This window comes from Halomicrobium sp. HArcht1-1, assembly GCF_058933285.1.
Genome location: NZ_JBZYDL010000004.1, coordinates 96,204 through 120,945, shown reverse-complemented (window position 1 = coordinate 120,945; position 24,742 = coordinate 96,204). Strand labels below are relative to the sequence as shown.

The following is a 24,742-nucleotide window of genomic DNA, read 5'->3' as shown; positions in this document are numbered from 1 at the left end:
CGGAGTCACTGTACGGCGCTGCCACGTTTGACAGCTGTTGTGAGTTGCTTTTAGGCTGGACTAAAAACCGAAAGCCATTTATTACTTTAGGCTGGGCTAAAATCTATGGCAAGAGACGACGGAGACGAGCCACGACCGACGCGAAGAAAATGCATAGCGTACGGCACTACGCTGCTGGCCACCGGCTCGCTGGCCGGGTGTTCCGCACTTTCGGGCCAGGAGGCCGAGTCGACCGAGACGGAGACCCAGACCGGGCCGTCCTACTCGGGGACGATCGAACCCGTCGGCGAACGCAGTCTGGCGTCGGAGCCCGAACGTATCGTGGGCGGGTGGGGGTTCGAGGAAGACGTACTGACTGCCCTGGGCATGGCCGACAAGCTCGTCGCCGCCGAGGGCAACCAGTTCTGGTTCACCGGGTTCTACGACCAGCTGCCCGGCGTCGACGTGCCGGACCCGTCGTCACTGGATCTGGTCCGGACCGAGGACTGGTCGCTCAAGACGGAGTACCTGTACGAACTCGATCCCGATCTGTTCGCCACCGACCCGAATCGGTTCATCTCGTACTACGGTGCCGACGAGGCCGACATCTCCGAGATCGAGGACTCGATCGCACCGTTCTTCGGCAACGCCAGCCGCCGCAAGCGCGGGGCCGACTGGCCGACCTGGCCCGGTGACGAGTCCTACGCCTACTACGACATTCCCGAGTTCGTCAGCCGGTACGGCGACCTGTTCGGCAAGTCCGAGACGGCGGCGGCGATCAACGAGATCTACCGGTCGGCGATGGAAGACATGCGGTCGCGCGTCCCGCCCGAGTCCGAGCGCCCGAGCGTCGGGCTGCTCAACGCACAGATCAATCCCGACACAGAGGGGTCGTTCCACGCGTACAACCCGAAGACCGAGATCGACAAGGCGTACGGAAAGAAGCAGTACCGAGACCTCGGTGTCGTCGACGCCTTCGAGGGCGAGTACGGCGGTCAGTCGGGGATCGAAGTCGACTACGAGACGTTGCTCGACGCCGACCCCGACGTGATCGTCTTCCACTTCGGCGTCAACTACCGCGACTGGAACGACGAGAACGCGCTCCGGAAGACGGTCGAGGGGATGCGCGACAGCCGACTGGGACAGGAACTTACCGCCGTTCAGGACGACGAGCTGTACGTCGGCGGCTCGGCGTATCAGGGCCCGATCATCAACCTCTTCCAGACCGAGATGCTGGGCAAACAGCTCTATCCCGACGAGTTCGGCGAGTGGCCGGGCGAGGTCACCGCCGCCGAGCTGCCGACGATCCCCGAGGACGAACAGCTGTTCGACCGCGAGGCGCTCGCAGCGGCCGTCACCGGGTCGAACTGACCTCTGATTACGCGGTCTTTTCGCTGTCTCGTTGCACCGGTCTCTTCGGCGTTCCAGTCGCCCGAAACCACCGGATGACAACCCGATAGACGAGATCGAGGGGAACACTTATTACGTTTTAGGCTAGCCTAAAGATCAACGGGTGACATCCTACATGAGAGACGAGGCCAGTCGTGGCGTCTCGAGTACAGCGGTCGAGCGGCTCCGGACGACCCTGCAGACGGACCGCTGGCAGAGCGCCGATCGCGCGTTGCTCGCGAAGATGCTCGCGGAGTTCACCTACGAGCAACTCCTCGACCCCCAGGAGTACGCCGTCGACGGCGACTGGCGCGTCTATCGCGTCCCGCTGGGCGACACCACCTACGAATTCCGGGCACAGGAGCGGGTCTTCGACAGCTACCGCGTCGATCCGTCGTCGATCCGGAAACGCGTCGGCGACGGTGCGTGGACGGCGGCGAGCGACGCCATCCAGTTCCTGCTCGACGCCCGCGAGACGCTGGGCATCGACGATCAGACGGCGAGTTACCTCGTCCGGGAGTACAACAACACGCTCCTGGCGGACACACACATCGATGCCGACGACGACGCCGCGGACAGTATCCTGGATCTCGACGCGAGAGAGATCGAAGGGGAGATGCGGGGCCATCCGTGGTTCACGGTCAACAAGGGACGTATCGGCTTCGACTACGAGGACTACCTCCGGTACGCGCCGGAGAACCAGCGTCCCCAGTCACTGCAGTGGGTCGCCGTTCGCCGATCCGAGGCGACGTTCGCGAGCGTCGACGGACTCGATTACGACGGGCTGATGGAGACACACCTCGGCGACCACGTCGGGGAGTTCGAACGGCTCGTCTCGGAGCAGGGTCTCGAACCTTCCGAGTACTACCTCATGCCCGTCCACGAGTGGCAGTGGCGAGACACGCTTGCCCAGCTGTTCGCGCCCGCGATCGCGGCCGACGAGATCGTGCCACTCGGAGCCGGTCCCGACACGTACCTCCCCCAGCAGTCGATCCGGACGCTGACCAACCGTTCGGACCCGACGAAACCACACGTCAAGCTCCCGATGCGGATACTGAACACGATCGTGTATCGCGGTCTGCCGGGCGAGCAAGCGCTGGCCGCGCCTCGCGTGACGGCGGCGGTCAAAGCAATTCGCGATCGGGACCCGTTTCTCAGTGACGAGTGCGATCTCGTGCTCCCCGGCGAGATCGCGAGCATCAACTACGAGCACCCACAGTTTTCGCAGCTCTCCGGCGCACCCTACCAGTACCAGGAGCTGCTGGGCGCGGTCTGGCGCGAGAGCGTCCAGTCGCTCACGGCGGCGTCCGAGCAGGCGGTGCCACTCTCCGCGCTGTTCCACCGCGACGTCGACGGCTCGCCGATCGTCTCCGAGTTCGCCTCCCGCGCGGGGCTCTCGCTGTCGGCCTGGATCGACGAGTTCCTCAACGTGCTCTTCGAGCCGTTGCTGCACTACCTGTACAAGTACGGGCTGGTGTTCATGCCACACGGGACGAACGTCCTCGTCATCCACCGGGACGGACGCCCGGTCCGGATCGCGGTCAAGGACTACGTCGACGAGATCGCGCTGAGCGAAGAGCGCCTCCCCGAGGCGTCCGTGATCCCCGACGACCTGTACGACCATCCCGACATCCTCCACCAGAAGGGGCCGGAGGCGCTGTGTCAGCACATCTTCGGGACCGTGTTCATCTGTGTCCTCCGGTACGTCTCCGACCTCCTCGAACGGGAAGCCGGCTACGAGGAGACGACCTTCTGGCGGCAGGTCCGGGACAGCATCGAGCGGTACCAGTCGGCACACCCGGAACTGGAGGGGCGCTTCGAGCGCTTCGATCTGTTCGAACCCGAGTTCACGCGCCTCTGTCTGAACCGCGGCCGCCTGACCGATTACGGGTACACCGACGATCCCGAGCCACCGGGGGTGACCGCCCACGGGACGGTGACGAACACGCTCGCCGAGCTGGGCGACGATCGACACGACTGATACTGCCGGCTGTCACTGTTGCAAGAGAGTCACGACCACGGGGTCGCGAAATTCTTCAGAATATCTCGAATTTCTAGAGCTTTTCTGCGAACTTTTACTAGAACTCTAACTATTACCAGTAGCTTTTTGTTTTTAGGTGTGCCTAAAACAATCGATGACGAGCCATCACACGCTGTCCGGAGGGGCGGTTTTCCGGACCGGAGGTGATCGTGAGTGAACTACGCTGACGCGACGGCCGACCAGTTGCTCGCCCAGCAGTCGGATCGCGAATCGAGCGCACGGACCTATCCGCGATATCTTCCGCTGGCGATCGAGAGCGCCTCGGGACTGACCGTCGTCGACGTCGACGGCGACGAGTACTACGACTGCCTCGCGGGGGCGGGGACGCTCGCGCTCGGACACAACCACCCAGCCGTCGTCGAGGAGATGGAGCGCGTGCTCGCTGACGGGCGAGCAATCCACACGCTGGACATCACGACGCCGGAGAAAGAGCGGTTCGTCGACACGCTGTTCGACTGTCTCCCCGACGAGCTGACAGACACCGCGAAGGTCCAGTTCTGTAGCCCCGCCGGGACCGACGCGGTGGAGGCGGCACTGAAGCTCGTCAGGACGGCCACCGGAAACCGGCCGATCCTCGGCTTCCAGGGCGGCTATCACGGGATGACCGGCGAGGCGTTGAGCCTCATGGGCAACACCGGGCCCAAAGAGCCCCTGCCCGGACTGTCCTCGGCTGTCCACCACCTCCCGTACCCCTACACGTACCGGTGTCCGTTCGGAGCGGGCGGTGACGAGTGCTGGCGCACCAGCGCCCGGTACGTCGAACGCGTGCTCGACGATCCCGCCAGCGGCGTCGTCTCGCCGGCCGGGATGATCTTCGAGTCGGTCCAGGGCGAAGGGGGGTCCGTTCCCGCGCCGGTCCCGTGGCTGCGCGAGATCCGGCGTCTCACCGACGAGCACGACGTGCCGCTGATCGCCGACGAGATCCAGACCGGACTCGGTCGTACCGGAGAGCTGTTCGGATTCGAACACGCCGACATCGTCCCCGACGTCGTCACCGTCTCGAAGGCCGTCGGCGGCGGGCTCCCGCTCGCGGTCGTCGTCTACGACGAGGAACTCGACGAGTGGGAACCGGGGGCACACGCGGGGACGTTCCGTGGCAACCAGCTCGCGATGGCGGCCGGGACGGTGACGATGCGACACGTTCTCGACAACGACCTCGACGAACACGCCGCGGCGATGGGCGAGCGGCTCCGAGAGCAGCTCGCAGACACCGCTACGATCAGCCAGGCGGTCGGGGACGTTCGGGGACGGGGGCTCATGCTGGGCGTCGAGTTCGTCGATCCGGCCGGCGAGCCCGGCCCGCAGGGCCAGTATCCGCCCGACGGTGACCTCGCAGAGCGCGTCCAGGCCGAGGCGTTCGATCGCGGACTCATCATCGAGACCGGCGGGCGCGACGGCGCGACCGCTCGATTCCTCCCGCCGCTGGTCGTCTCCCCGAGACAGGTCGACGACATCGCCGAGCTGTTCCACCGCAGCGTTCGCGCGGCGATCGACGCCGACGAACGCGCGGAGGTGCTCGCATGAGCGGCGGCGCTCCCGACGCGACCGAGGGCCTGGACCAGCCGCCGGTCGACGACGCGTTCCTCGGGAGCGACGACGGGAACCGCGCGTACGCGGCTGCGGCCGACGCGGCGACGCGCGCCGTGGTGACCGCGACCGACCGCGCGACGCCGTACTCCGGCGCTGCCCCCGACACGCTCCGCGAGCGGTTCGCGGAACGGCGTGTCCTCCCCGAGCGTGGACAGTCGGTCGAAGCGACGCTCGGCGAGATCACGGACGAGGTGCTCTCGTCCGTCGTCGGCGTCTTCGACCCCGACTGTGTCGCTCACCTCCAGTGCCCGCCGACGATCCCCGGACTCGCGGCCGAAGCGCTCGTCGCGGGGACGAACCAGTCGATGGACTCCTTCGACCAGGCCCCAGCGCCCTCCGTCTGCGAGGAGCGGGTCGTCGACGCGCTCTGTGACCGCCTATCCTTCCCTGCCGGCGCTGACGGCGTGTTCACGAGCGGCGGTACCCAGTCGAACCTCCAGGGCCTGCTCTTGGCCCGGGAGTGGTTCTGTCGGGAGCGACTGAACTGTGACGTACAGACCGAGGGACTCCCCGCCGACGCCGACGACCTCCGGGTCGTCACCTCCGAGGCGGCTCACTTCACCGCGGCCCAGGCCACGGCACAGCTGGGTCTCGGCGAGGACGCCGTCGTCGAGGTCCCGACCGACGACGGTTACCGGATGGACCCGGACGCACTGGACGCGACCCTCGCGGATCTCAGCGCGGAGGGGTGCCGACCGTTCGCGCTGTTCGGGACCGCGGGGACGACCGACCACGGTGCCGTCGACCCGCTCCCGGCGCTCGCCGACCGCGCGGCCGAGCACGACCTCTGGTTCCACGTCGACGCTGCCTACGGCGGCGCACTGCTGCTCTCCGACCGCGAGCGGTCGACCCTCGACGGCATCGAGCGGGCGGACTCCGCTGCGGTCGACTTCCACAAGCTGTTCTACCAGCCGATCAGCTGTGGGGCTTTTCTGCTCCGAGACGGCAACCAGTTCCGGCTACAGGACCGCAACGCAGCGTATCTCAACCCCGAAGCCGACGACGATGCGGGCGTCCCGAACCTCGTCGGGAAGTCCCTCCAGACGACCCGCCGGTTCGACGCCCTGAAACCGTACGTGACGTTCCGGACGCTGGGACGCGAGCGCCTCGCCGACTGGGTCGAGTACGTCGTCGACCTCGCGACCGCTGTCGGCGACGACGTTCGTGACCACCCCGAACTCGAACTGGTGTGTGAGCCGCAGCTGAGCACCGTCCTGTTTCGCTACCGGCCCGAGGAGGGCGACCCGGACGAGATCAACCCGGCCATCCGCGATCGGCTGCTCCGAGCGGGGCGGGCAGTGATCGCCCGCACCGAGGTCGACGGAAGGGCGACGCTCAAGTTCACCCTGCTGAACCCGCGGGCGACGCGCTCGTCGCTCCGTGCGCTGCTCGCATCGGTCGTCGAACACGGCACCGAGATCGAACGAGAGAGATCGACATGACGCGACTGACACGACACCACGACGACTCGGCGCGCGAGATCGCGCGCCACGCCACGACGCACAGCTTCCTGAACTGCTACTGCCACGAGACCGCCAGTGGGGAGTTTCGACCCGGCGACGAGACGCCGATCGACGCCGAGGAGCTCGTCCTGTACTGTCCGCTCGAAGCCCAGGGCATCGATCTGTACGCCCCGGTCGCACACCGCTCGCCGACCGGTCGGCACCTCTTCGAGACGCCGGTGCAGTACCGCGTCGAGGGGGCGAACCACGACTGTGACTACCTCACGCTCGCGACGCTCCTGACCAAGGAACTCGAACTGACGCGCGGGGGCGACGCCGATCGGGACGAGCTGCTGGCCCGGGTCGTTTCGAGCTGTCGGGCGACAGCGCGGTACGTCGACGCCCGCCGGGGCGACGACGCGCTCACCGATCCCGAGGCGACGTTCCGCGAGGCCGAGCAGTCGCTGGTGTTTGGCCACCTCATGCATCCGACCCCCAAGAGCCGGCGCGGGATGGGTCGGGACGGGCCACGCTACGCGCCCGAACTCGGGACGAGCTTCTCGCTTCACTACGTCAGCGCCGATTCGGCCGTCGTCGATCAGGACTCCACGCGCGAGCACAGCGCCGCCGAGTGGGTCGCATCGGCGCTCCGAGACGATCCGACCGTCGCCGACGAGGTCGTCGACCGCCACGTCGACGACGGGCGCGTCCTCCTCCCGCTTCACCCCTGGCAGGCCCAGTACCTGCTCGACCGGGAGCCCGCACGGCGCTTGCTCGACGACGGGCGTCTCGAATCGCTCGGACCGATCGGCCGCGAGTTCGCACCGACCTCCTCGGTGCGGACGCTGTACGCGCCCGAGTCGCCGTTCATGGTCAAGGGCTCGCTGGCGGTCAAGATCACGAACGCCGAGCGGACGAACAAGCGCCCGGAGCTGGACCGCGGCGTCGCGATCTCGGAACTGCTCGACACCGAACTCGGGGACGCGATCGACGACCGATTTCCCGCGTTCGACGTGATTCGAGACCCCGCTTACCTGACCGTCCAGAGCGAGAGCGCCGAGTCGGGGTTCGAGGTCGTCCTCCGAGAGAATCCGTTCGCTCCGTCGGGCCGGCGGCGGGCGACGCCGGTCGCGGCGCTGTGTCAGGACGGCATCGCGGGACCGTCCCGCCTGGAGCGGGTCGTTCGCGACATCGCACAGCGAACGGGACACAGCCCCGACGCGGTGAGCGTCGACTGGTTCGAGCAGTATCTGGAGACGGCGATCAGACCGGTCCTCTGGCTGTTCCTCGAGTGGGGGCTCGGACTGGAGGCCCACCAGCAGAACACGGTCCTGACCCTCGACGACGACGGCTACCCGGACCGTGCCTTCTACCGGGACAACCAGGGGTACTACTTCCCGGAGGGTGCCTACGATCGGATCGACGCCGTCTGTCCCGGCGTCGGCCAGCGGGCCGACACGATCTGCCCGGACGCCGTCGCCGACGAGCGGATCCGCTACTACGTCGTCCTGAACAACGCCTTCGGCGTGATCAACGCCTTCGGCACCGCCGGCCTCGTGGACGAACGGCGACTCCTCGAAGTCCTGCGCGATCACCTCTCGTCGCTCCGGCAGTTCGATCGGCCGTCCTCGTCGCTGCTCGACCCGCTCCTCGAATCCGAGACCGTCCCGCGCAAGGCGAACCTGCTCACGCGGTTCCGCGGGCTCGACGAACTCGACGCCCCCTCGCTCGACGACCAGTCGGTGTACGCTGCCGTCCCCAATCCGCTGGTCGAGACGTTCCCACCGGCGGTGATGCGATGACCGCGCCCGCGACGTCCGTCGCTCGCGACGACAGCTTCCGGGTCCACGACGAGACGATCGACCGGACGGTCGCCTTCCGTCCGGTCTCGCTGTCCGAGGATCTCGGCCGACTGCACGCGTGGCTCAACGCCGACCACGTCCAGCCGTTCTGGGACCTCGCAGAACCGCTGTCGGTGTTTCGCGAGACGATGGCGGAGAAGCTGGCGACCGAGGGCGTGGGCTGTTACGTCGGCTCCGTCGATCACGTCCCGATGAGCTACTGGGAGTGTTACTGGGCAGCAGACGACGAGGTCGGCGAGCACTTCGACGCGAACCCGACAGACCAGGGGCTCCACCTCCTCGTCGGCCCGCCGGAGTTCGTCGGACAGGGGCTGGCCGTCCCGCTCGTCAGAGCGATGCTGCGCTTTCAGTTCACACACGCCGAGACCGACCGGATCGTCGTCGAGCCCGACGTTCGCAACGAGGTCGTCAGACACGTGTTCAGGCGCTGTGGGTTCGAACCGGTCCGGGAGATCGCCATGGCCGAGAAAGACGCGATGCTCATGTACTGCCACCGCGAGCCCTTCGAGGAGACGATCTGGCCCGACGGCCACGCGGCGGGGGAGGTGAGAGCGAATGACTGAGACCGACCGTGGCCACGTCGACGTCCTCGGTGTGGGACTCGGCCCGTTCAACCTCGGGCTCGCGGCCCTGCTCGCGGACACGGACGTCGAGGCAGCGTTTCTCGAACAGGCGTCAGCCTTCGCCTGGCACGAGGGGATGCTCATCGAGGGAGCGACCCTCGAAGTGCCGTTCCTCGCGGATCTGGTCACGCTCGCCGATCCGACCAGCGAGTACAGCTACCTCAACTACCTGCGCGAGAACGACCGGATCTACGAGTTCTACTTCTACGAGACGTTCCAGGTGCCCCGTCGAGAGTACGACGCCTACCTCGGCTGGGTCGCGGATCGACTCGACAGCTGTCGGTTCGGCCGCCGAGTCACGAGCGTCACCGAGACCGACTCGGGCTTCCGGGTCGAAGCCGTCGATCCGGAAACCGGCGAGCGGTACGCGTTCACTGCCGACGACCTCGTCGTCGGCGTCGGCTCACGGCCCTACGTTCCAGAACAGTTCCGCGACTGCCTGGGCGACGCCGTCTTCCACACCGCACAGTACCGCGACCGCCGCGACGGCGCTCTCGACAGCGACGCGATCGCCGTCGTCGGCTCCGGCCAGAGCGCCGCCGAGGTCGTCCTGGACCTGCTCGAACGACAGGCCGATTACGGCTACCGCCTCGACTGGCTCACCCGCTCGGACGGCTTCTTCCCGATGGAGTACTCGAAGCTCGGGCTGCAACACTTCACTCCGGAGTACACGCGGTACTTCTCGGACCTGGATCAGGAGACCAGAGACGAGACACTCTCAGACCAGGACCTCCTGTACAAGGGGATCGACGTGCAGACGAGCGCCCGGATCTACGACACGCTGTACGAGCGGTCCATCGGTTCGGGCGAGCCCGACTTCGGGATGCTCGCGACGACCGCCGTCGAAGATATCGAGGCGACCGACGACGGGTACTGCCTCGCGTGCCACCAGACCCAGCAGGACGAGCGATTCGTCCACGAGGCGGCGACGGTCGTCCTCGGGACTGGCTACCACCGGCCGACGCCGTCGTTCCTGGGACCGCTGGAAGACGCGCTCGAACGCGATCCGAAGGGGCGGCTCCGCATCACCGAGGAGTACCGCGTCGAGAGCGACTGTGCGGGGCGGCTGTTCGTCCAGAACGCCGGGGTCTACACCCACGGCGTCGGCACCCCGGATCTGGGGCTGGGCTGTTACCGCAACGCCGTCATCGTCGAGCAACTCACCGGGCGCGAGGTGTATCCGATCGACGAGGACACCGTCTTCCAGGATTTCGCCGTCGAACGGTTCGTCGACGACGCCCCGGCGAGGCGAGCCCGCGAGCCCGCCCGCTCCGACGACTGACCGGCGTGGTCCGACGCGACCACTGCTCTCGACACCCTGGAAAGCCCGTGACGGTAGCGGCCAGCTCAGAACGTGTCGCGGAACTGGTCGCGTCTCCACGTGGCCCCGCTGTCGGTGAACGCCTCCCACTCGCTGCGTTTGACCGTGAGATACGACGCCGCGAGTGGCTCGCCCAGCGCCGACCGCAGCACCTCGTCGTCGGCCAACGCGTCGAGGGCCGCTCCCAGCGTCGTCGGCAGTCGATCGACGCCGCGCTCGGCCAGCGTCGCCTCGTCGCAGTTGGCCGGATCCGCTTCCAGCGGGGGGCCGGGATCGATCTCGTTTCTGACGCCGTCCAGCCCGGCCGCGAGCAGTCCGAGAACCGACAGGTACGGGTTGGCGGTGTTGTCCGCCGGCCGGAACTCGACGCGGGTCGCCGTGGCCCGCTCGTCGGGCGCGACCGCCGGGATCCGCACGGCGGCCTCTCGGTTGCCCACGCCCCAGCAGCCGTACGCGGCTGCGCCGGCCTGGGGCCTGAGGCGTGCGTAGGAGTTGACCGTCGGGGACGTGAGTGCGAGCAACGCCGGGACGTGCGCCAGAATGCCGCCGACGAAGTGTCGCCCCATCGGGCTCAGTGCCCGGTCGTCGTCAGTCGGTGCGAACCGGTTGTCGTCGTCCCACAGCGAAAGGTGAACGTGGCAACCGTTCGTGGCACCGTCGAACGGGTACGGGAGGAACGTGGCTCCCAGCTCGTGAGCGTCGGCGACAGCGTCCACGGTCTCCCGGAGGAACACGTAGTCGTCGACGGCCCCGATACCCCGGCCATACTCGGTCACGATCTCGTGTTTCCCGGCGGCGTACTCGGGATAGTACTTGGCTACGTCGATCCCCTGGGCTTTCAGGGCGTCGACGATGTCGAGGATCACTTCGTGGCCGTTGCGCATGCTCGCCGTCGAGTAGACGCCGCGGTCGCCGTGTGGCGACGGCTCCTCCTCGTCGGTGACGAGGTGGAACTCGCTTTCGAGCGCGAGCGCCGCTTCGAGCCCTTCCGCTGCGAGGTCGGCGAGCTGTCGCGAGAGCGCCGAGCGCGGGTCGGCGTCCCAGGGATCTCCGGAGTCGCGGTCTCGCAGCGAGCAGAGCACCGCTGCGACCCGATCCTCGTGGTCGAGTACCCTGAACGACGAGCCGTCGGGGACGAGCCGCACCTCGCCGACGGCGTCGAACCGAGCGTCTTTGACGCGGTGGCCCAGCGCGTTGAACGACTGGACCAGCTCCGGCAGCGGGACGCCAGCGTCGAGCGCGTCCCGAACGTGGTTCCGTTCGACCGCGTGGCCACGGACGACACCGTCGTTGCCGACGTACAGGAGTCGCAACAGCTCGACATCCGCCTTTTCACATCGATCCGCGATCGTCTGAGTGTTCATCGAACGTCTTCGTCTCGAACCCTCGACCATATAATTTTTAGGCTTGCCTAAAGTATACGCGAGTGTGTCCAGAGACAATTCTCACAGCGACTTCGACGACCGGCGGCGAGTGGGAGGCGAATCGTGAGCGGAACTGACCCCCAGCGGAACCGCCTCGCGGGACTGGGCGACGGCGAGCGCGTGTACGCTGGTGCCGCCGTCGAGACGGCAGCGGAGTCCCTGATCGAACTGTACGGGGCGGTCGGTCTCGACTGGGTGTGGATCGATCTCGAACACAAGAACGCCAGTCCGCTGGACGGCCCGACACTGGAGCGACTGACCCGCGCGGGAGAGTGTAGCGGTGTTGCACTCGTCGTCAGACTCCCCGACGGCGATCCCGCGACCGTCCGGAAGGTGCTGGACGCGGGCGTACGAACCGTCGTCGTGCCCCGCGTCGAGACGGCGGCCGACCTCAGACGCGCGGCCGAAGCCTGTTACTTCGAGTACGATTCTGGCGCCGGAGCACGCGGCCTCTCCCAGAGTCGATCAAGTGGCTACGGGACGGCCTACCTCGGAGACGAGTCCTACCACCGAACCGAGGACGACGCGGTCCGGCTCGGTGTCCTCGTCGAAGACGAGCGGGCGGTACAGAACCTCCCCGCGATCCTCGACGTGCCGGAACTGGACTTCGTGTTTCCCGGTCCCGGAGACCTGAGCGTGTCGATGGGCCACCCACAGGAGTACGACCACCCGGACGTTCGTGCCCAGATCGAGTACGTCGAAGCGACCTGCCGTGACCGATCGATCCCGATGCTGGGGACGTACCACAGCACCTTCACCGGCCGGGACGGCACTCGACAGGCGATCGAGCGAGGGTACCGACTGCTCAGCGTCGGCAACGAGTACGACTTCGCCGCCGAGATCCTGCGCGAGCGTCTGTCGTGGTTCACCGACGACGAGCGAGGCTGAGCGTCCAGCAGGCGACGGAGCGGGTCCGGTCGGTTTTTCCGTCCCCGTCGCCCGCCGGGGCGGGACCGTAGCGGTGGGACGGCGACGTGACGAAGACAGCCACACCAGCGACCAGACTCGCTACGTCAGCGACCAGATAGACGAGGATATGCCGAGATAAAGTTCTGTAAGGCAAACTTTAGAGAAAAAGTGGAAAATACGACTGCTTATCTACTGTCTTCTACACTCGATTGTCTTGCCCAGTCGTACAATTGACTGTCTGTCCGCAATTCGATTGTAGGTGTCTCCATCTGTTCTTGCCTGGCTCGCTGGCCGCTACTTCCCGTGTGGTTCCGGCGGTTTACAGAGCAGTGTGACCGTCGGTCCACGGTCTCTGTCGCGTTCGACGACCTCGACGACGTCCCCGGTGTACTGCACGTCGCCAGCGTCGGAGGCGACGATCGAGTGGCCGCGAACGTCCCAGTCCGGCAGCAGCCGCTCCGGGGACCCGGTGACGTAGACGCACGTGTAGTCACGGCTGATCTTGAGCTTCCCTCCGCCCAGCTCGGTCGTGTGGTGCTGTGAGCAGACGGTGATCTGGCTGAGTGTATTCATGACCGGCTGTCACTGATTCGGATCGCACCGTCATAACGGTGGCCCCGATCGGTAGAGATTGGGGTCCCGACGGCCGGCGACTGTCGTGAACGGGCAGCTAGAGGAGGAACGAGACAATCGCGAGGACGACGAAGATGATGACGATCCACTTGGCGATGCGCATACTGAGACCGGCCACACCGCTCGCACCGAGCACGGCGGCGATTATCGCCAGTACGAGGAAGGCGATCGCGAGACCGATGAGATCGCCTCCAAACTGGAGGGGAGCGAACGCGGCGGTGTCGAGCACGGCCTGTGTTCGTGCCATGCGTACCGTCCACGTCACAGGAGGTTAGTTATACGACTGCTATTGCCGACCGAGATCGCACTCGGTCGGTAAAGTGGGGTCGCGGTGTGACGGTCCGACGGTAAGGACGGCCATCTCCGCCACTGGTCGCCGGCTGCTCCTCACGAACTGATACTGCCGGCTGTCCGTCTGTGACGAATTTCGCGACCACGGGGTGGCGAATATCTTGAAACAGTGACAGCCGGCAGTATGACTCGGTGTCGGCCGTCGTCGCCGCGACGCCGTTACGCGGGGAACGTCGACGGCTCCGTCCGCTCGTCGGTCAGCCGTCGGACGTCTGCGTGCAAGCGACCGGCCTGTCGCAACCGCCGTGTTCGGGCGTCCGACTCGTCGATCTCTCGCGGTCCGTCCAGTTGCCGCGAGAGCGGATCGTACGTCGAGAGATCGAATCCCAGGTCACGGAGGTACGCTCTGACGGCCGAGGACGCGAGTCCAGACTCGATCGCCCGCCAGCTCAGGGTCCGAAGCTCCTCGAATTCCGGGAGCTGGATAGGGTCAGCACCGACCGTCGGCGGCCCGTCCCCGTACTCGATAGCCGCCGTTCCCGTCTGTGCGATCAGGTTCTCGACATCGGTCGCGAGCTGGACGACCTGGCTGGGGAGGGTCGCGTCCGGTGCGCGCCACTCGACGGTCGGCTGACACTCCCGGAGCCGGACGGGGTTCAGCACCGTGTCCTCGGGGGCGAACAGCGCCTCGATCCGCTCGCGAGAGACGCCGCGCTCGGCGGCCAGCCGTTTGAAGCGATCGTACTTCTGGTCGACCCGGCCGCGCCACTCCGCGAGGCTGTCTGCGTACTCCCACAGGTCGGTGTAACAGCGGAACGCGTCGCCACAGCCGGTCCGGTAGGCGAGCGCGCGGGCCGAGCTCGCTCTTCGCCGCCCGGTGTAGTACGGTGCGGAGCTCACCAGCGCGAGCGCGGGATCGAGCGCGGTCAGGAGGTTGAGTTGGTCGACCACGGCGTCCTGCTGGAAGTGGATGTGCGTCCCGGCACAGTTCTTCGCACTCTCGACGCCGCTCCCGTAGACAGTCTCGAAGACCCGACCGCGCTTGCAGTTGGCAGCGGTATCGGACGCGGTCAACGGCGTCCCAAGTGGTACGAGGTGTTTCCCGACGGACTCTGCCGCCCGGATTCCCGCCCGGAGCGTCGACCGCAGATCGCGCCGCAGGTCGCGTTCGCTGGTGTGGGGCTCGGTCTTCACCTCGACGAGCGGGTCGATGAACTCGGGCTCTATCTGCGGGTGTGCGTCGACGATCGGTCCCCCGTCACACAGCCGTCCCATCTCGTCGACGACCCACAACTCCAGTTCGACGCCGGTGGTGAGTGTGTACATGGAAATCAGGTGGCGACTGCGTCGACGAGTCGGTTCACGGCGTCGTGTTCGCCAGTACACTGTACCTCTGGAACGCTCGCGAGCGGTGTCGTTGTAGCTCTCATACTGAGGGTGGTGACGACGCGACGGCGACGGCCGCGGCTGTCGCGTGTCGTCCACTCGTCGAGACACGTCGACGCGGCATGTTTCTACGGTCTAATCGTTTAGGGGTCGTCGATTCGAACGGACGCCGACGAATGCGGACGGTCAGCCGTCTGCGCCGTCGATTTGCGCACGCCTGCCCTCAGCGACTTCTGGGAGGGACGAACGGACCGACCGAGACCGTCTGGCGTGCGACAGTCGCCGCTCGGAGGACGTACGCGACGAACAGCGCCAGCGGGACGACGACGAGCCCGAACCCGACGCTCACGACCGCGGGCAGCACCGCGTGGGGGAGCGTGACCGACCCCGTTCGGTAGACCAGCGTCACGGCGACCGTGGCCAGCAGGGCGGTGATACCCGAGTAGACCAGCAGCCGCGAGAGCGTCGCGAGGTCCTGCTGGACGGCGATCGTCTTGTAGAACTGCCGGACGACCGCGATGGATTCGAGCAACGCCTCGATGTCGTGAAGCTCCGCCAGCGCCGCCTCTGGAATCGACGCCGCGTACTCGGTTTGGAGGTGCTGGACCGCGGCCATGTTCAGCGCGTACTCCGGCCCCAACACGACATCGAGGGTGTCGTTGACGTTCGTGTTCGCTTCGAGGTGCGAGTCGATGCTGTCCCCGTACGCGGCGATGTCGCCCAGCGCGCTCGTAAACTCCACCGGCGGCTCCCAGTCGGAGTCGTCGGCGGTCGTCACCACTCCGTCGGCGCGGTCACGCAGCGTCGTCGCGATCAGAGAGAGGAATTCGGCCGGATCGTTGGGGCTCGACGGCACCTCGGCGATCGACTCGACGGTCCGTCGCAGGTCCCGTGAGCCAGTGAGGCGGCTGGTCAGCGTGTCGAGCGAGCCAAACACCCGCGAGAGAACGAGCTGGTTGATCGAGAGCGCGATCGTGAGCAGTGTCACGATCCCCGAGGCGAGTCCGCTCCCGAAGAGCCCCGACACGGAGCTGTCGGGTCCGACCGCCAGTACGTCGGCAGCGATGAGCCCCCAGACGATCCCGGTCACCACGACGACCAGACCGCCCGCGACGGCTCGTCGGTCACCGCCGAACAGTATCCAATCTACCAGACGAACCCAGACTGGGTCGTCGTCTCGAACAGTACGCGCTGTCCGAAGCTCGGGAACCATACGGTGTACACGACCAGACACCGGATAAAACTGCGGTGATACCGAGCGCGTTGGGGCCCTCGGTACGGCTCGTGGCGACGGCGTTCAATCCTCTTCGACGACCGAGATCGCTTCCCGCGGCGCGCCACAGTCCGGGCACGACCCCGGCAAACCGCCGTCCAGTTCGTCCATCGCGCCGCACTCGGCACAGCGCCACATCAGGTACCCCTCGCCGAACTCCTGGCCCGGGAGTTCTTCGACGTCGCTCCCGTCGGGATCCATCGCCTCCGCTTCGAACCCGCCGTCGGTGAACCCACTGACGCGTCCCACCGGCCGCCTGTCGCTGTCGTACACTATCTCTCCCGGCTCGATCGACTGACCGTGGACTTGGTCCTGTTCGTCCATGCCGTGGCGTTCGTTCGCACGGGTATTCATACTGTCGGCTGTCACCGAGCCGTCATCTGTCCGGACGCGGCTCCGCCGCTGGACTCGCCACACAAGTGCGCCTTGCGTCTGCAAGCGCCGCTCTCAGGTGCGGCGACGCCGTCGGTGAAACCGCCATGCGAGACACACTCACGACAGACGACGAGGGTAAGAAAGTGGTCAACGCGAACGGCGAGCAAGTCGGTCGCGTCATCGAAGTCGAACACGGCACGGGTCACGTCGAACCCGATCCAGGGATCACGGACACGATTCGGTCCAAACTGGGCTGGGGCGAGGGCGACGAAGACAGCTACCAGATCGACGGCTCCAACGTCGAGACCGTCTCCGACGACGAGGTTCACCTGAGCAGGTAACGCCGTCTCACGGTACACATCGGCGTCGAGTACAGTGCGTTCGAGATTGCGACCGCACCCCTTCAGCGACACCATAGTATGAACGTTCGCCCAGCAGCGTCCGACGACCGGGAACGGATTCGAACGATCGCACGCGACTGCTTGCAGTCGTCGTACGCGCTCAGCCCACAACAGATCGAGATGATACTCGAAGAGGAGTTTTCGGACACGGCGCTCGACGGACTGTTCGACGACGACCGCACGGTCCTCGTCGCCGAGGAGACGGCCGAGACCACTCCGTCGGTGTTCGGATTCGTCACCGTCCAGATCGGCACGGAAGCGACGATCCGCTGGCTCCACGTCGATCCGGAGACGCGCGGTGACGGGATCGCCACGGCGCTGTTCGATCACGTCCGCGAGACGGTCGGCGAGACGCCCATCCGGGCGTGTATCCTCGAAGACGCCGTCGAGGGCGGGACGTTCCCCGAACACCTCGACCTCGAACAGAGCAGCCACGATCAGATCCAGATCGGGGGCGAGGCGTTCGCCGTCACCGTCTTCACCGAGCGCAACGAGACGCACTCGCCCGACGACCCGACGGTCCCGATTCCCGAGAGCGTTACCGTGGACGGAGACGACCACCCCGTCGACCGAAACGAGAGTATTCCGGGGAGAGAGGCCCCGTTCTTCGTGATACACAGTTCGGGGGTGGGGACGACGGAGTCGTACGGCTACTTCTGTTCGCAGTGTGGTAGTACCGAGATCGCCGCCGACAGCCTCGAACGGCTCGAGTGCGAGAACTGTGGCAACGCCCACCGGGCCGACGAGTGGGACGATGCGTATCTCTGAGGACGCGCGACGGTCTCGGGAAGGCCGCCGATGAGTATCGTCGAGCGGTTCACCCGATGGCGTGACTGGTTCCCGATCCCGACCCGAGCGACTGGCGTCGGCATCGTCCGGTGGGTGTTGCTCGAAGCGGAACGACTGGCGGTGACCGGAGCCTTGCTCACGGTCGTGTTCGCGACGTTCATGGGAATCGCGACGTTCTGGACCTTCGAGATGCAGACGCTGCTGACAGACACCTCGACCGTCCAGACGATTCTCAACACGTTCCTGAGCGGGATGATCCTCCTCGTCTCGATCGTCGTCTCGATCAATTCGATCGTGCTCTCACACGACATCACCTCCGTCGAGACCCAGGAGGAACGAATCCGCGGCGCGATCGATTTCCGCCACGATCTCGGCCAGCTGACCGACGGCGACGAGAGTCCGTCCGATCCCGCCTCCTTTCTCAGGGTCATGTCTCACATTATCAGTACACGTGCGGAGGCGCTGACCGACGAACTGGGCGACGCCGAACAGGAGTTCGTCGAGGAGGTCGACGAGTACTCGAGTGGCGTCTCGAACGCCGCCGACGACCTCGGGGCGGTCGGACAGACGACCGGCGCGGAGTTTGCCGTCCTCTGGAAGGGGATCGGGTTCGACTACGGGACCCACATCGAACGGTCGCGGGCGATCGCGTCCGGTCGCGACACCCCCTCCGAGCGGTTCGAGGACCTCGTCGAAGCGTTCGAGCTGTTCGCGATCGGACAGGAGTACTTCAAGACGCTCTACTACACGAAAGAGGCCTCACAGCTGTCCCGGACGCTGCTGGTCGTCACGCTCCCGGCGATCCTGTTCAACGCCTCGACGATCATCGCGATCAACGGCGAAGTCCTGCCCGAAGGCCTGATTCTGGGGCTCCCACCGCTCCAGACGTTCGTGGCGGTCGCCTTCACGGTCTCGCTGGCCCCGTATCTCGTGTTGACCGCCTACATGCTACGGCTCTCGACCGTCGCACACCTGACCGCGTCGGGTGGCATCTTCTCGCTACAGTAGCGGGGACGGGCCTTCGACGGGCTCACAGGTGACGGTGAACGTACTCGTAGCCGGTCCGCACGAGATCGTCAGCGATGGTTTCGCGGACGTGTACTTCGACTGCTCCGTCCCGGATCGCGGTGACCACGGCTTCTGGCGTGAGCGTCCCGCTCTGGATCCGGGTCACCGTCCGTCCCACTTCGAACGGGTAGTGTGCGTCGCTCCCCCCGACGATCGGGACTCCGAGTTCGCCCGCGAGCGCTCGCACTCGGTCGGCGTTGTCGGGGTGCTTGCCGTTGATTTCGACGGCGTCGAACGCCGCCTCACACTCGTGGACACGGCTCCGACGGAACGGATGTGCGATGATCGCGACACACCCGTTGCGGTGAGCCCGTGACACGACTTCCGATGGCGTCGAACGACCCGGCGTCGTCTTGCGCGGCGGATCCGGTCCGACGACGAGGAGGTGCCCCGCCGTCGTCGTCACCTCGATGCCCGGGATGAACTGTGGGGACCGCCGCTCGTTGCCCAGCGGGCTGTAGTAGTCGTGATTCGTCAGTGCGATGCCGTCGAGTCCACGGCGTCGACCCCACAGCGCCAGGAGCCGGGCACCGAGCGGGTCGAAGGCGGTGGGCTCCGACTGGCAGCCGTGGAAAAATCGCGTGTGCGTGTGGAGATCGACTGTCAACATACCACTCCTCGGAGTGAGTACAGCGGCCAGTTGGCGGCACGGTTCGCCCTCATTCGCCCGTCGTCCTGGGATCGGGATCGTACCCCTCTCCGACCGCGATCCGCAGTGTCCTCGGCTGGACGGCGAGCGTGAGATCGCGGTGTTCCACGATCTCGCCGTCCAGGCTGAACCGGACGGGCTCGGGAGAGTGACTCGAGATCTCCAGCGACGAGGTCTGAAACCGATCGATATGCGTCGAGTTCCGTCCCAGGAGCCGTTCGAGCACCGTATCGCTCATCAGATCGAGCGTCGCCACGTCTCTGACGATCGCGACTTCGAAGCGGCCGTCCTCCATGTCGGCTTGTGTCGTCCCCTCCGTCGTGAACCGGCGACCGTTCCCGACCAACACGCAGATTGCCTCGCCACTCCAAGCGGGCGCGCCGTCGTCCCGGTCGCTGTCGATGGTGAGTTCGAGCGGATCGAACTCCACTGCTGTCCGCAGCGTCGTGAGCACGTACGCCAACCCCCCGATCTGGGACTTCATCGCGCTGGAGGTTTCGCTACTCGACGTGGCAGTCAGCCCCGCGACACAGGAGTTCACGAAGGGCCTGTCGGTCGCTCGACCGATGTCGATGCTGCGCCGATCGCCGTCCTCCAGCACGCTGAAAGCGGTCGCCAGATCTGTGACGCCGATCTGCTCTGCGAAGTTGTTGCCCGTACCAAGCGGGAGGACGCCGAGCGTGACGGCGTCGAACGCACCGGCCTCGTCGAGTCCTCGAACGACTTCGTTCACGGTGCCGTCACCGCCGCCGGCCACGACCGTCGAGTAACCGGCCGCAACGGCCTCCCGCGTCAGTGAGATCGCTTCTCCCTCTCGTTCGGTCTGTTCGAGTGCGTACCCGCACAGATCCGCGCGCGCTCGAACCGTGTCGGCGTGAGCGCCGTTCCCACTTCGGGGATTGTGGATGATCACTGTCTCTGCCATGGGTTGACCCAGATAGAGCGAGCGCCGACAGTAGTTGCACTCTGTTGTTCCGCCACCGGCCCGACGAGCGATCGCGGGGCGGACGCTGTCGGTGTAAACCCTCGCGAGACGAGCGGGTTCGATCGAGACACAGTTATCGAAAGGCCGACAGGTGCTTTGTTACCAGCCCCGATACTCGAATAAGGACGGCGTACTGTCTCGTTCCGACGGGCAGAGCCGCGTTCTGTGTCGCCGTCTCTCATTCAGCCGCCCGTGCGTCGTCTCTTCTCACTCGGGCGGACGGACGACGAGCGACGACGTCGTTCGACGGAGATGCTCCCACTCATACTACCGGCTGTACATCTGTGAATGATTTCGCCACCCCGGGGTGGCGAAGATCGTCACGAAGTGACAGCCGGCAGTATCAGTCCGACGGCGGTCACTCGCCAGCTCACGACGGTTACCAACCACACGTCATCTCACAACAGTACGCTCGTTATACTCTTTCGATACCGGCCAGTAGGTGAGAGAAGGACACCACTACGGTCGCAGGGATGATCGCTGCCGTCTCCGAGCACTCAGTACCTCCAGGCGAAACGCCAGCATCGGTCGTGTCGACCGACGACGGCCAGGGCGTTCGTGCCCCGAGTGAGAGCGACCCTAAACGATTTGACCCAACTCTTTCAGTGGAACGCACCCTCCGAATAGATACCTCACAGGGGGGAACACACTCATGGCAACGACGAATCCTCGATACGAGACCGCATCGCAGTCGACCGAGACCAGCGCCACCGACTACTACCGCCTCCGCTCGAATCGGCAGCGACACGTCACGATAACGGTGTTACGAGAGCGGTCGAGCAGCGTTTCGATCGACGCTCTGGCCAGGCAGGTGTCCGAACGGCTCCCGGCAGAGAAGACAGTCGAACGGGTGAAAGTTCGACTCCACCACGTCGACGTTCCGCTACTGGCCGATGCCGGCGTCGTCGCGTACGACCGCGAAGCAGGGACAGTGCAGGTCTCGGAGCCGGTGTCGGACCTGCTCGTTTAGTCTGGCCGTCGCTCGCAGTGACGGCCGGCAGTCTCACAGAAAGTCCAGTTCCGCACCCGTCGGTGTCCGGGACACCGGATCGCCACACCGCTCGCAGACCTCCATCTCGCTGTCGGTCACGAACGTGCGTTCACAGGTCGAACACCGGTAGAGGCTCGTCGACGGAGGCACCGCCGCGTCACGGTCCTGCACTCGTTGCTCTCCGGCGACGAACGACTGTATTCGATCGACAATGTCCATGCCGGTACCAGCAGTGGTGAGTATAAAAGAGAGGCGTCTCAACGATTAGGGAGATACTCGTCGCGCTCCCGTTCGACGCGGTCGCGAGCGGCGAGTCTCCGCCTTCGGTGCCGGCGGAGTCATACTACCGGCTGTACATCTGTGACCGATTTCGTCACCCCGGGGTGGCGAAGATCCTCACGAAGTGACAGCCGACAGTATCAGTCGCCATCGCTGGCGCGGAGCCGTCGACGGAAGAAACCGACGAGGCCGCCGACGGCGTCGGTCCCAGCGAGCGCGACGAACACTGCACCGACGGCGTTGAACAGGAAGTCGGTGACGATGTCGTCGATACCCATGACCACCAGGGGTGCATCGGCCCCGAGGGCGCTCGCGAGGCGACCGGAGCCAAACTCCAGCAGCTCCCAGACGACGCCGGCAGCGAGGACGAACACGACGATGAACACGCCCCGGAAACCGGGCGGGACTTCGATGTCCTCGGAGTGGCGTTCGAGTGCCCGGAACGAGGCGTAGCCCAGCCCCGCGATGACCGAGGCCGAGACCGTGTGTGCGATCTCGTCGTACCAGCTAAACCACCGGTAGGGTCCCAGTGAACCGATGCTGTGCAGGAAGACGGCGACGGTGAGCCAGAGCACGAGAGCGGGGGCCATCGTATAGTCGTACTCCCGGCTCAAGAGAGCCGGAAACAGGGTCACGGCCAACGCGACTCCGCCGTTGGCGGCCATCCCGAACTGGAGGGTCACGAGCCCGTACGCCGACAGGCTACCGAGCGCCAGTTGCATCGTCCGTGTGACGAGGCGTTCCTGGCGCTCGGAGAGCCCCGGAACGATGCCGTCGGTCACGCCGACGCCGCCTCCCCCGGTAGTTCCTGTGACCCGCCGTAGCCGATCCGCTGGAAGTACCACGCGAAGAACAGCCCCATGACGAGCGCGACGGTCGTCACGGCGACGAAGTCCCACTGTAGTTCCGTCTGTGACTGCAGGAACGCCGTGTCGAACCACCGGTCGGAGTAGAACTGGGCGACCGTCCACAGCGCTTCCGTTGCCAGGGTCACGAGCACGGCGAAGCCGACCGCGAACCGCCTGGACATGTCGACCTCGGAGAACACGTCGAGTTCCACCACGACGACGAGTGCGAACGTCGCGACGGCCACGTACCCCGCCACTTCGAGGGCGTACCCGAACGACCGGACCGTCACTGCGACGGTCGCGAGGAACACCAGCGGCCACGGCACGATCGTCGTCGGCGATCGCGTGACGACCCCCGGGGCTGCGACGGCACCGGCGACGACCAGAGCGAGGGCGCTCCACAGGAGTTGCCCGACGAGTGCGCTCCGGCCGGCGACGGCGAGGAGAGCGGCCAGCAGCGTCCAGCCGACGACGGCGTTCGCTCGGTCGTCGTTGACGAGCGGATCTCGGATTACCATACATCCAGTTGTGGCGCGGACGGGATAAGAACCGGGCCGCGTCGACCAGTGCGAGTGGACCAGCGCCGTCGAACGGACGCTCTGTCTCGCTGTATGCTCGGTAAGATCACGCATACGCACGCCACGACCGACAGATCACGTATCGGCTCCGTGACGCATCCGTGGGGAGACGGCGTGGTCCCGCCGGTGGACTCTGTGGTAGAGTGCGTTGGTGACCACCGTCCCGTGAGCCCGACGGAGTCGTTCGGAGAGTGCCTGGTGAGAGATGTCGAAGTTCGCTGCCAGCTCCGCCTGGTTGATGCCCCGCGGTACGTCGTAGTAGCCGAGTTCGTACGCACTGACGAGCGTCTCGTACTGGCGTTCGGTGAGCCCCAGGTGGCCGTAGGCCGAGGTCTCCGAGAGCCGATCGATTCGCTCGACGGCGATGTCGATCCCGTGGTCAGCACAGAACTCGTAGGTCTGGGAGACGCGGTCGTGCTCCGGAAAGAAGATCTGGAACTGCCAGCGGCCGTCGTGACCCGACGCGTCGAGGATCGACGCGTCGGCCTCCGCGAGGATCTGTGCGAAGAGTCCGACGGCGGGTCCCCAGTCGATCCGGAGGAGGCACTCGCCGTCAGCGTCGGTGAGCACGTCGACGCCGTGGACGCTCTCGTCCGCGCCGACGACGCGGCGCAGTCGATCGACGTCGTCGCAGTCGGCCCAGAGGAACGGCATCGCCTCGTCCAGTCCGTGTGCGACGAGACGAACCATGCGAACCTCCACGTCCGGTCGCCGCGTGAACGTCTCTGCCAGTGCGAACTGCGCTGCCGGGACGGACGCTTCGACGATGTTGCTCATCGAGCGACAGTTCTCCCGGACTCCCGATAGTACCGGCACCTATCTCCAGAGTGCCCTCAGGGCGCGAGGACGGACTCGACCAGCGTCCCGTGTCCACGACGCAACCGTTCGGAGAGCGCCTGGTGGGAGACGTCGAGCTCTGTGGCCAGTTCTTCGAGCGTCGTGCTGCGAGGGACCTCGTAGTAGCCGTCGTCGACCGCCGCCGCGACGGTCCTGAACTGCTCGTCGGTGAGGCTGAACCCGCCCAGTGACGGCGACTCGTCCAGCGAGGTGAGCTGTTCGACGCGAACGTCGTACTCCGAACAGGCGTCGTAGGTCGTGGAGACGGCCTCCCGCTCTGGAAACAGCATCCGGAACGTCCACCCCTCGCTGGTCCCGCGAGCGCTGACGATGGCACCGCGCTCCTCGACGAGAACGTGCGTGAGGAAGCTGACGTGTCCGGACCAGCACATCGAGAACAGCGCGTCGTGATTCCTGCGAGAGATCAGTCGCGTATCTCTCGTGGTCTCGTCGCGTTCGAGGGCCTCGTACACCTGCCCGGCGTCGGCATCGGTCGCCCAGAGCAAGGGGACGGCACGGTCGGTGCCGTGCGTGACCAGCCTGACGGCGTCGAACTCGACGCCCGGAACGGCCTCGAAGGTGTCTGCCAGCGCGAACTGCTCTGGCGGGACGCTGACTTTCATGATCGTGGTCATGTCCCGAGGATGGGTCCCGGACCTCAAGAGTATACAGTGACCACGGCGACTCCCACGGAACGCCTCTGTGGGAAATCCGGGATTACTTCGAGAGTGGTGGCCCCACCGTGCGAACACGACGGGCAGCGAGCGACGGCCCGTCTG

General features: G+C 66.0%; 25 protein-coding genes. 12 read left to right on the top strand and 13 right to left on the bottom strand.

All coding sequences use genetic code 11. The features are described from left to right. Positions 1-105 precede the first annotated feature (105 nt). The 7 genes from AC5FRZ_RS17110 (at position 106) to AC5FRZ_RS17080 (ending at position 10,208) form a co-directional block, all read left to right on the top strand. Complete coding sequence (locus AC5FRZ_RS17110) at positions 106-1,350, top strand: ABC transporter substrate-binding protein (protein WP_493565224.1); 1,245 nt, start codon at positions 106-108, stop codon at positions 1,348-1,350. A gap of 154 nt (positions 1,351-1,504) precedes the next feature. Continuing rightward, the gene (locus tag AC5FRZ_RS17105) at positions 1,505-3,349 is read left to right on the top strand and encodes an IucA/IucC family protein (protein ID WP_493565295.1); all 1,845 of its coding nucleotides are present in this window, start codon (positions 1,505-1,507) and stop codon (positions 3,347-3,349) included. A gap of 213 nt (positions 3,350-3,562) precedes the next feature. Beyond that, the gene (locus AC5FRZ_RS17100) at positions 3,563-4,933 is read left to right on the top strand and encodes a diaminobutyrate--2-oxoglutarate transaminase (RefSeq protein WP_372480896.1); all 1,371 of its coding nucleotides are present in this window, start codon (positions 3,563-3,565) and stop codon (positions 4,931-4,933) included. Next, positions 4,930-6,441 carry a pyridoxal phosphate-dependent decarboxylase family protein gene (locus AC5FRZ_RS17095; RefSeq protein WP_372480897.1) on the top strand — a complete coding sequence of 504 codons (1,512 nt, stop codon included), beginning with the start codon at positions 4,930-4,932 and terminating at the stop codon, positions 6,439-6,441. Before AC5FRZ_RS17100 ends, AC5FRZ_RS17095 begins: the two co-directional genes overlap by 4 nt. Then, positions 6,438-8,243: an IucA/IucC family protein gene (locus AC5FRZ_RS17090; RefSeq protein WP_493565223.1), complete on the top strand. Its 1,806-nt coding sequence runs from the start codon at positions 6,438-6,440 to the stop codon at positions 8,241-8,243. The genes AC5FRZ_RS17095 and AC5FRZ_RS17090 overlap by 4 nt, the downstream gene beginning before the upstream one ends. Beyond that, positions 8,240-8,866 carry a GNAT family N-acetyltransferase gene (locus AC5FRZ_RS17085; RefSeq protein WP_170092868.1) on the top strand — a complete coding sequence of 209 codons (627 nt, stop codon included), beginning with the start codon at positions 8,240-8,242 and terminating at the stop codon, positions 8,864-8,866. The genes AC5FRZ_RS17090 and AC5FRZ_RS17085 overlap by 4 nt, the downstream gene beginning before the upstream one ends. Then, entirely contained in the window at positions 8,859-10,208 is a 1,350-nt protein-coding gene (locus AC5FRZ_RS17080; protein ID WP_493565222.1) for a lysine N(6)-hydroxylase/L-ornithine N(5)-oxygenase family protein, read from the top strand. Before AC5FRZ_RS17085 ends, AC5FRZ_RS17080 begins: the two co-directional genes overlap by 8 nt. A gap of 65 nt (positions 10,209-10,273) precedes the next feature. On the opposite strand, the gene glnA2 is transcribed toward AC5FRZ_RS17080, so the two are convergent. Beyond that, positions 10,274-11,611 (bottom strand): gamma-glutamylputrescine synthetase, encoded by a 1,338-nt coding sequence (glnA2, locus tag AC5FRZ_RS17075; protein WP_170092866.1) that lies wholly within the window; start codon positions 11,609-11,611, stop codon positions 10,274-10,276. A gap of 123 nt (positions 11,612-11,734) precedes the next feature. Here glnA2 and AC5FRZ_RS17070 point away from each other — a divergent pair, with 123 nt between their 5' ends. Then, positions 11,735-12,559, top strand: a complete 825-nt coding sequence (locus AC5FRZ_RS17070) for an HpcH/HpaI aldolase family protein (RefSeq protein ID WP_493565221.1) — start codon at positions 11,735-11,737, stop codon at positions 12,557-12,559. Between the two features lie 315 nt (positions 12,560-12,874). Here AC5FRZ_RS17070 and AC5FRZ_RS17065 read toward each other — a convergent pair whose 3' ends face one another. The 5 genes from AC5FRZ_RS17065 to AC5FRZ_RS17045 all read right to left on the bottom strand — a co-directional run bounded on the left by AC5FRZ_RS17065 (position 12,875) and on the right by AC5FRZ_RS17045 (position 16,487). Then, the gene (locus AC5FRZ_RS17065) at positions 12,875-13,153 is read right to left on the bottom strand and encodes a hypothetical protein (protein ID WP_372480902.1); all 279 of its coding nucleotides are present in this window, start codon (positions 13,151-13,153) and stop codon (positions 12,875-12,877) included. Positions 13,154-13,250: 97 nt separating this feature from the next. Next, a complete protein-coding gene (locus AC5FRZ_RS17060) occupies positions 13,251-13,460 on the bottom strand; it encodes a DUF1328 domain-containing protein (protein WP_372480903.1) in 210 nt (69 codons plus the stop codon). A 263-nt stretch (positions 13,461-13,723) separates the two neighbouring features. Then, complete coding sequence (locus tag AC5FRZ_RS17055) at positions 13,724-14,830, bottom strand: glutamate-cysteine ligase family protein (protein ID WP_493565220.1); 1,107 nt, start codon at positions 14,828-14,830, stop codon at positions 13,724-13,726. Between the two features lie 283 nt (positions 14,831-15,113). Further along, positions 15,114-16,103, bottom strand: coding sequence for a DUF7972 family membrane protein (locus AC5FRZ_RS17050; RefSeq protein WP_372480905.1), 990 nt, complete (start codon positions 16,101-16,103; stop codon positions 15,114-15,116). Between the two features lie 84 nt (positions 16,104-16,187). Next, positions 16,188-16,487 (bottom strand): TFIIB-type zinc ribbon-containing protein, encoded by a 300-nt coding sequence (locus AC5FRZ_RS17045; RefSeq protein WP_493565219.1) that lies wholly within the window; start codon positions 16,485-16,487, stop codon positions 16,188-16,190. 155 nt (positions 16,488-16,642) lie between these two features. On the opposite strand from AC5FRZ_RS17045, the gene AC5FRZ_RS17040 reads away from it, so the two are divergent. The 3 genes from AC5FRZ_RS17040 to AC5FRZ_RS17030 all read left to right on the top strand — a co-directional run bounded on the left by AC5FRZ_RS17040 (position 16,643) and on the right by AC5FRZ_RS17030 (position 18,736). Next, positions 16,643-16,879, top strand: a complete 237-nt coding sequence (locus AC5FRZ_RS17040) for a DUF8593 domain-containing protein (RefSeq protein WP_493565218.1) — start codon at positions 16,643-16,645, stop codon at positions 16,877-16,879. Positions 16,880-16,957: 78 nt separating this feature from the next. Beyond that, on the top strand, positions 16,958-17,707 hold the full coding sequence (locus tag AC5FRZ_RS17035; RefSeq protein ID WP_493565217.1) for a GNAT family N-acetyltransferase: 750 nt from the start codon (positions 16,958-16,960) through the stop codon (positions 17,705-17,707). A gap of 30 nt (positions 17,708-17,737) precedes the next feature. Next, positions 17,738-18,736 (top strand): DUF7972 family membrane protein, encoded by a 999-nt coding sequence (locus tag AC5FRZ_RS17030; protein ID WP_493565216.1) that lies wholly within the window; start codon positions 17,738-17,740, stop codon positions 18,734-18,736. Positions 18,737-18,758: 22 nt separating this feature from the next. Here AC5FRZ_RS17030 and AC5FRZ_RS17025 read toward each other — a convergent pair whose 3' ends face one another. Beyond that, positions 18,759-19,406 carry a PHP-associated domain-containing protein gene (locus tag AC5FRZ_RS17025; RefSeq protein ID WP_493565215.1) on the bottom strand — a complete coding sequence of 216 codons (648 nt, stop codon included), beginning with the start codon at positions 19,404-19,406 and terminating at the stop codon, positions 18,759-18,761. Positions 19,407-19,455: 49 nt separating this feature from the next. Beyond that, complete coding sequence (locus AC5FRZ_RS17020; protein ID WP_493565214.1) at positions 19,456-20,370, bottom strand: diacylglycerol/lipid kinase family protein; 915 nt, start codon at positions 20,368-20,370, stop codon at positions 19,456-19,458. A 712-nt stretch (positions 20,371-21,082) separates the two neighbouring features. Here AC5FRZ_RS17020 and AC5FRZ_RS17015 point away from each other — a divergent pair. Beyond that, a complete protein-coding gene (locus tag AC5FRZ_RS17015; protein ID WP_372480912.1) occupies positions 21,083-21,400 on the top strand; it encodes a DUF7344 domain-containing protein in 318 nt (105 codons plus the stop codon). 33 nt (positions 21,401-21,433) lie between these two features. On the opposite strand, the gene AC5FRZ_RS17010 is transcribed toward AC5FRZ_RS17015, so the two are convergent. From AC5FRZ_RS17010 to AC5FRZ_RS16990, 5 genes are all read right to left on the bottom strand, one after another. Beyond that, positions 21,434-21,640: a hypothetical protein gene (locus AC5FRZ_RS17010; RefSeq protein ID WP_372480913.1), complete on the bottom strand. Its 207-nt coding sequence runs from the start codon at positions 21,638-21,640 to the stop codon at positions 21,434-21,436. Positions 21,641-21,840: 200 nt separating this feature from the next. Beyond that, positions 21,841-22,482 (bottom strand): DUF2238 domain-containing protein, encoded by a 642-nt coding sequence (locus tag AC5FRZ_RS17005; protein WP_493565213.1) that lies wholly within the window; start codon positions 22,480-22,482, stop codon positions 21,841-21,843. Continuing rightward, a complete protein-coding gene (locus AC5FRZ_RS17000) occupies positions 22,479-23,066 on the bottom strand; it encodes a hypothetical protein (RefSeq protein ID WP_493565212.1) in 588 nt (195 codons plus the stop codon). Before AC5FRZ_RS17000 ends, AC5FRZ_RS17005 begins: the two co-directional genes overlap by 4 nt. 135 nt (positions 23,067-23,201) lie before the next feature. Then, positions 23,202-23,903 carry a helix-turn-helix domain-containing protein gene (locus AC5FRZ_RS16995; RefSeq protein ID WP_372480916.1) on the bottom strand — a complete coding sequence of 234 codons (702 nt, stop codon included), beginning with the start codon at positions 23,901-23,903 and terminating at the stop codon, positions 23,202-23,204. A 56-nt stretch (positions 23,904-23,959) separates the two neighbouring features. Next, positions 23,960-24,598: a helix-turn-helix domain-containing protein gene (locus tag AC5FRZ_RS16990; RefSeq protein ID WP_493565211.1), complete on the bottom strand. Its 639-nt coding sequence runs from the start codon at positions 24,596-24,598 to the stop codon at positions 23,960-23,962. Positions 24,599-24,742: the final 144 nt, after the last annotated feature.

What these genes read in the sequence shown, in the direction of transcription:
- AC5FRZ_RS17110 (WP_493565224.1), top strand. Translation starts at nt 106, where the DNA reads ATGGCAAGAGACGACGGAGACGAGCCACGACCGACGCGAAGAAAATGC.
- AC5FRZ_RS17105 (WP_493565295.1), top strand. Translation starts at nt 1,505, where the DNA reads ATGAGAGACGAGGCCAGTCGTGGCGTCTCGAGTACAGCGGTCGAGCGG.
- AC5FRZ_RS17095 (WP_372480897.1), top strand. Translation starts at nt 4,930, where the DNA reads ATGAGCGGCGGCGCTCCCGACGCGACCGAGGGCCTGGACCAGCCGCCG.
- AC5FRZ_RS17090 (WP_493565223.1), top strand. Translation starts at nt 6,438, where the DNA reads ATGACGCGACTGACACGACACCACGACGACTCGGCGCGCGAGATCGCG.
- AC5FRZ_RS17085 (WP_170092868.1), top strand. Translation starts at nt 8,240, where the DNA reads ATGACCGCGCCCGCGACGTCCGTCGCTCGCGACGACAGCTTCCGGGTC.
- AC5FRZ_RS17080 (WP_493565222.1), top strand. Translation starts at nt 8,859, where the DNA reads ATGACTGAGACCGACCGTGGCCACGTCGACGTCCTCGGTGTGGGACTC.
- glnA2 (WP_170092866.1), bottom strand. Translation starts at nt 11,611, where the DNA reads ATGAACACTCAGACGATCGCGGATCGATGTGAAAAGGCGGATGTCGAG.
- AC5FRZ_RS17065 (WP_372480902.1), bottom strand. Translation starts at nt 13,153, where the DNA reads ATGAATACACTCAGCCAGATCACCGTCTGCTCACAGCACCACACGACC.
- AC5FRZ_RS17060 (WP_372480903.1), bottom strand. Translation starts at nt 13,460, where the DNA reads ATGGCACGAACACAGGCCGTGCTCGACACCGCCGCGTTCGCTCCCCTC.
- AC5FRZ_RS17055 (WP_493565220.1), bottom strand. Translation starts at nt 14,830, where the DNA reads ATGTACACACTCACCACCGGCGTCGAACTGGAGTTGTGGGTCGTCGAC.
- AC5FRZ_RS17050 (WP_372480905.1), bottom strand. Translation starts at nt 16,103, where the DNA reads ATGGTTCCCGAGCTTCGGACAGCGCGTACTGTTCGAGACGACGACCCA.
- AC5FRZ_RS17045 (WP_493565219.1), bottom strand. Translation starts at nt 16,487, where the DNA reads ATGGACGAACAGGACCAAGTCCACGGTCAGTCGATCGAGCCGGGAGAG.
- AC5FRZ_RS17040 (WP_493565218.1), top strand. Translation starts at nt 16,643, where the DNA reads ATGCGAGACACACTCACGACAGACGACGAGGGTAAGAAAGTGGTCAAC.
- AC5FRZ_RS17035 (WP_493565217.1), top strand. Translation starts at nt 16,958, where the DNA reads ATGAACGTTCGCCCAGCAGCGTCCGACGACCGGGAACGGATTCGAACG.
- AC5FRZ_RS17030 (WP_493565216.1), top strand. Translation starts at nt 17,738, where the DNA reads ATGAGTATCGTCGAGCGGTTCACCCGATGGCGTGACTGGTTCCCGATC.
- AC5FRZ_RS17025 (WP_493565215.1), bottom strand. Translation starts at nt 19,406, where the DNA reads ATGTTGACAGTCGATCTCCACACGCACACGCGATTTTTCCACGGCTGC.
- AC5FRZ_RS17020 (WP_493565214.1), bottom strand. Translation starts at nt 20,370, where the DNA reads ATGGCAGAGACAGTGATCATCCACAATCCCCGAAGTGGGAACGGCGCT.
- AC5FRZ_RS17015 (WP_372480912.1), top strand. Translation starts at nt 21,083, where the DNA reads ATGGCAACGACGAATCCTCGATACGAGACCGCATCGCAGTCGACCGAG.
- AC5FRZ_RS17010 (WP_372480913.1), bottom strand. Translation starts at nt 21,640, where the DNA reads ATGGACATTGTCGATCGAATACAGTCGTTCGTCGCCGGAGAGCAACGA.
- AC5FRZ_RS17000 (WP_493565212.1), bottom strand. Translation starts at nt 23,066, where the DNA reads ATGGTAATCCGAGATCCGCTCGTCAACGACGACCGAGCGAACGCCGTC.
- AC5FRZ_RS16995 (WP_372480916.1), bottom strand. Translation starts at nt 23,903, where the DNA reads ATGAGCAACATCGTCGAAGCGTCCGTCCCGGCAGCGCAGTTCGCACTG.
- AC5FRZ_RS16990 (WP_493565211.1), bottom strand. Translation starts at nt 24,598, where the DNA reads ATGACCACGATCATGAAAGTCAGCGTCCCGCCAGAGCAGTTCGCGCTG.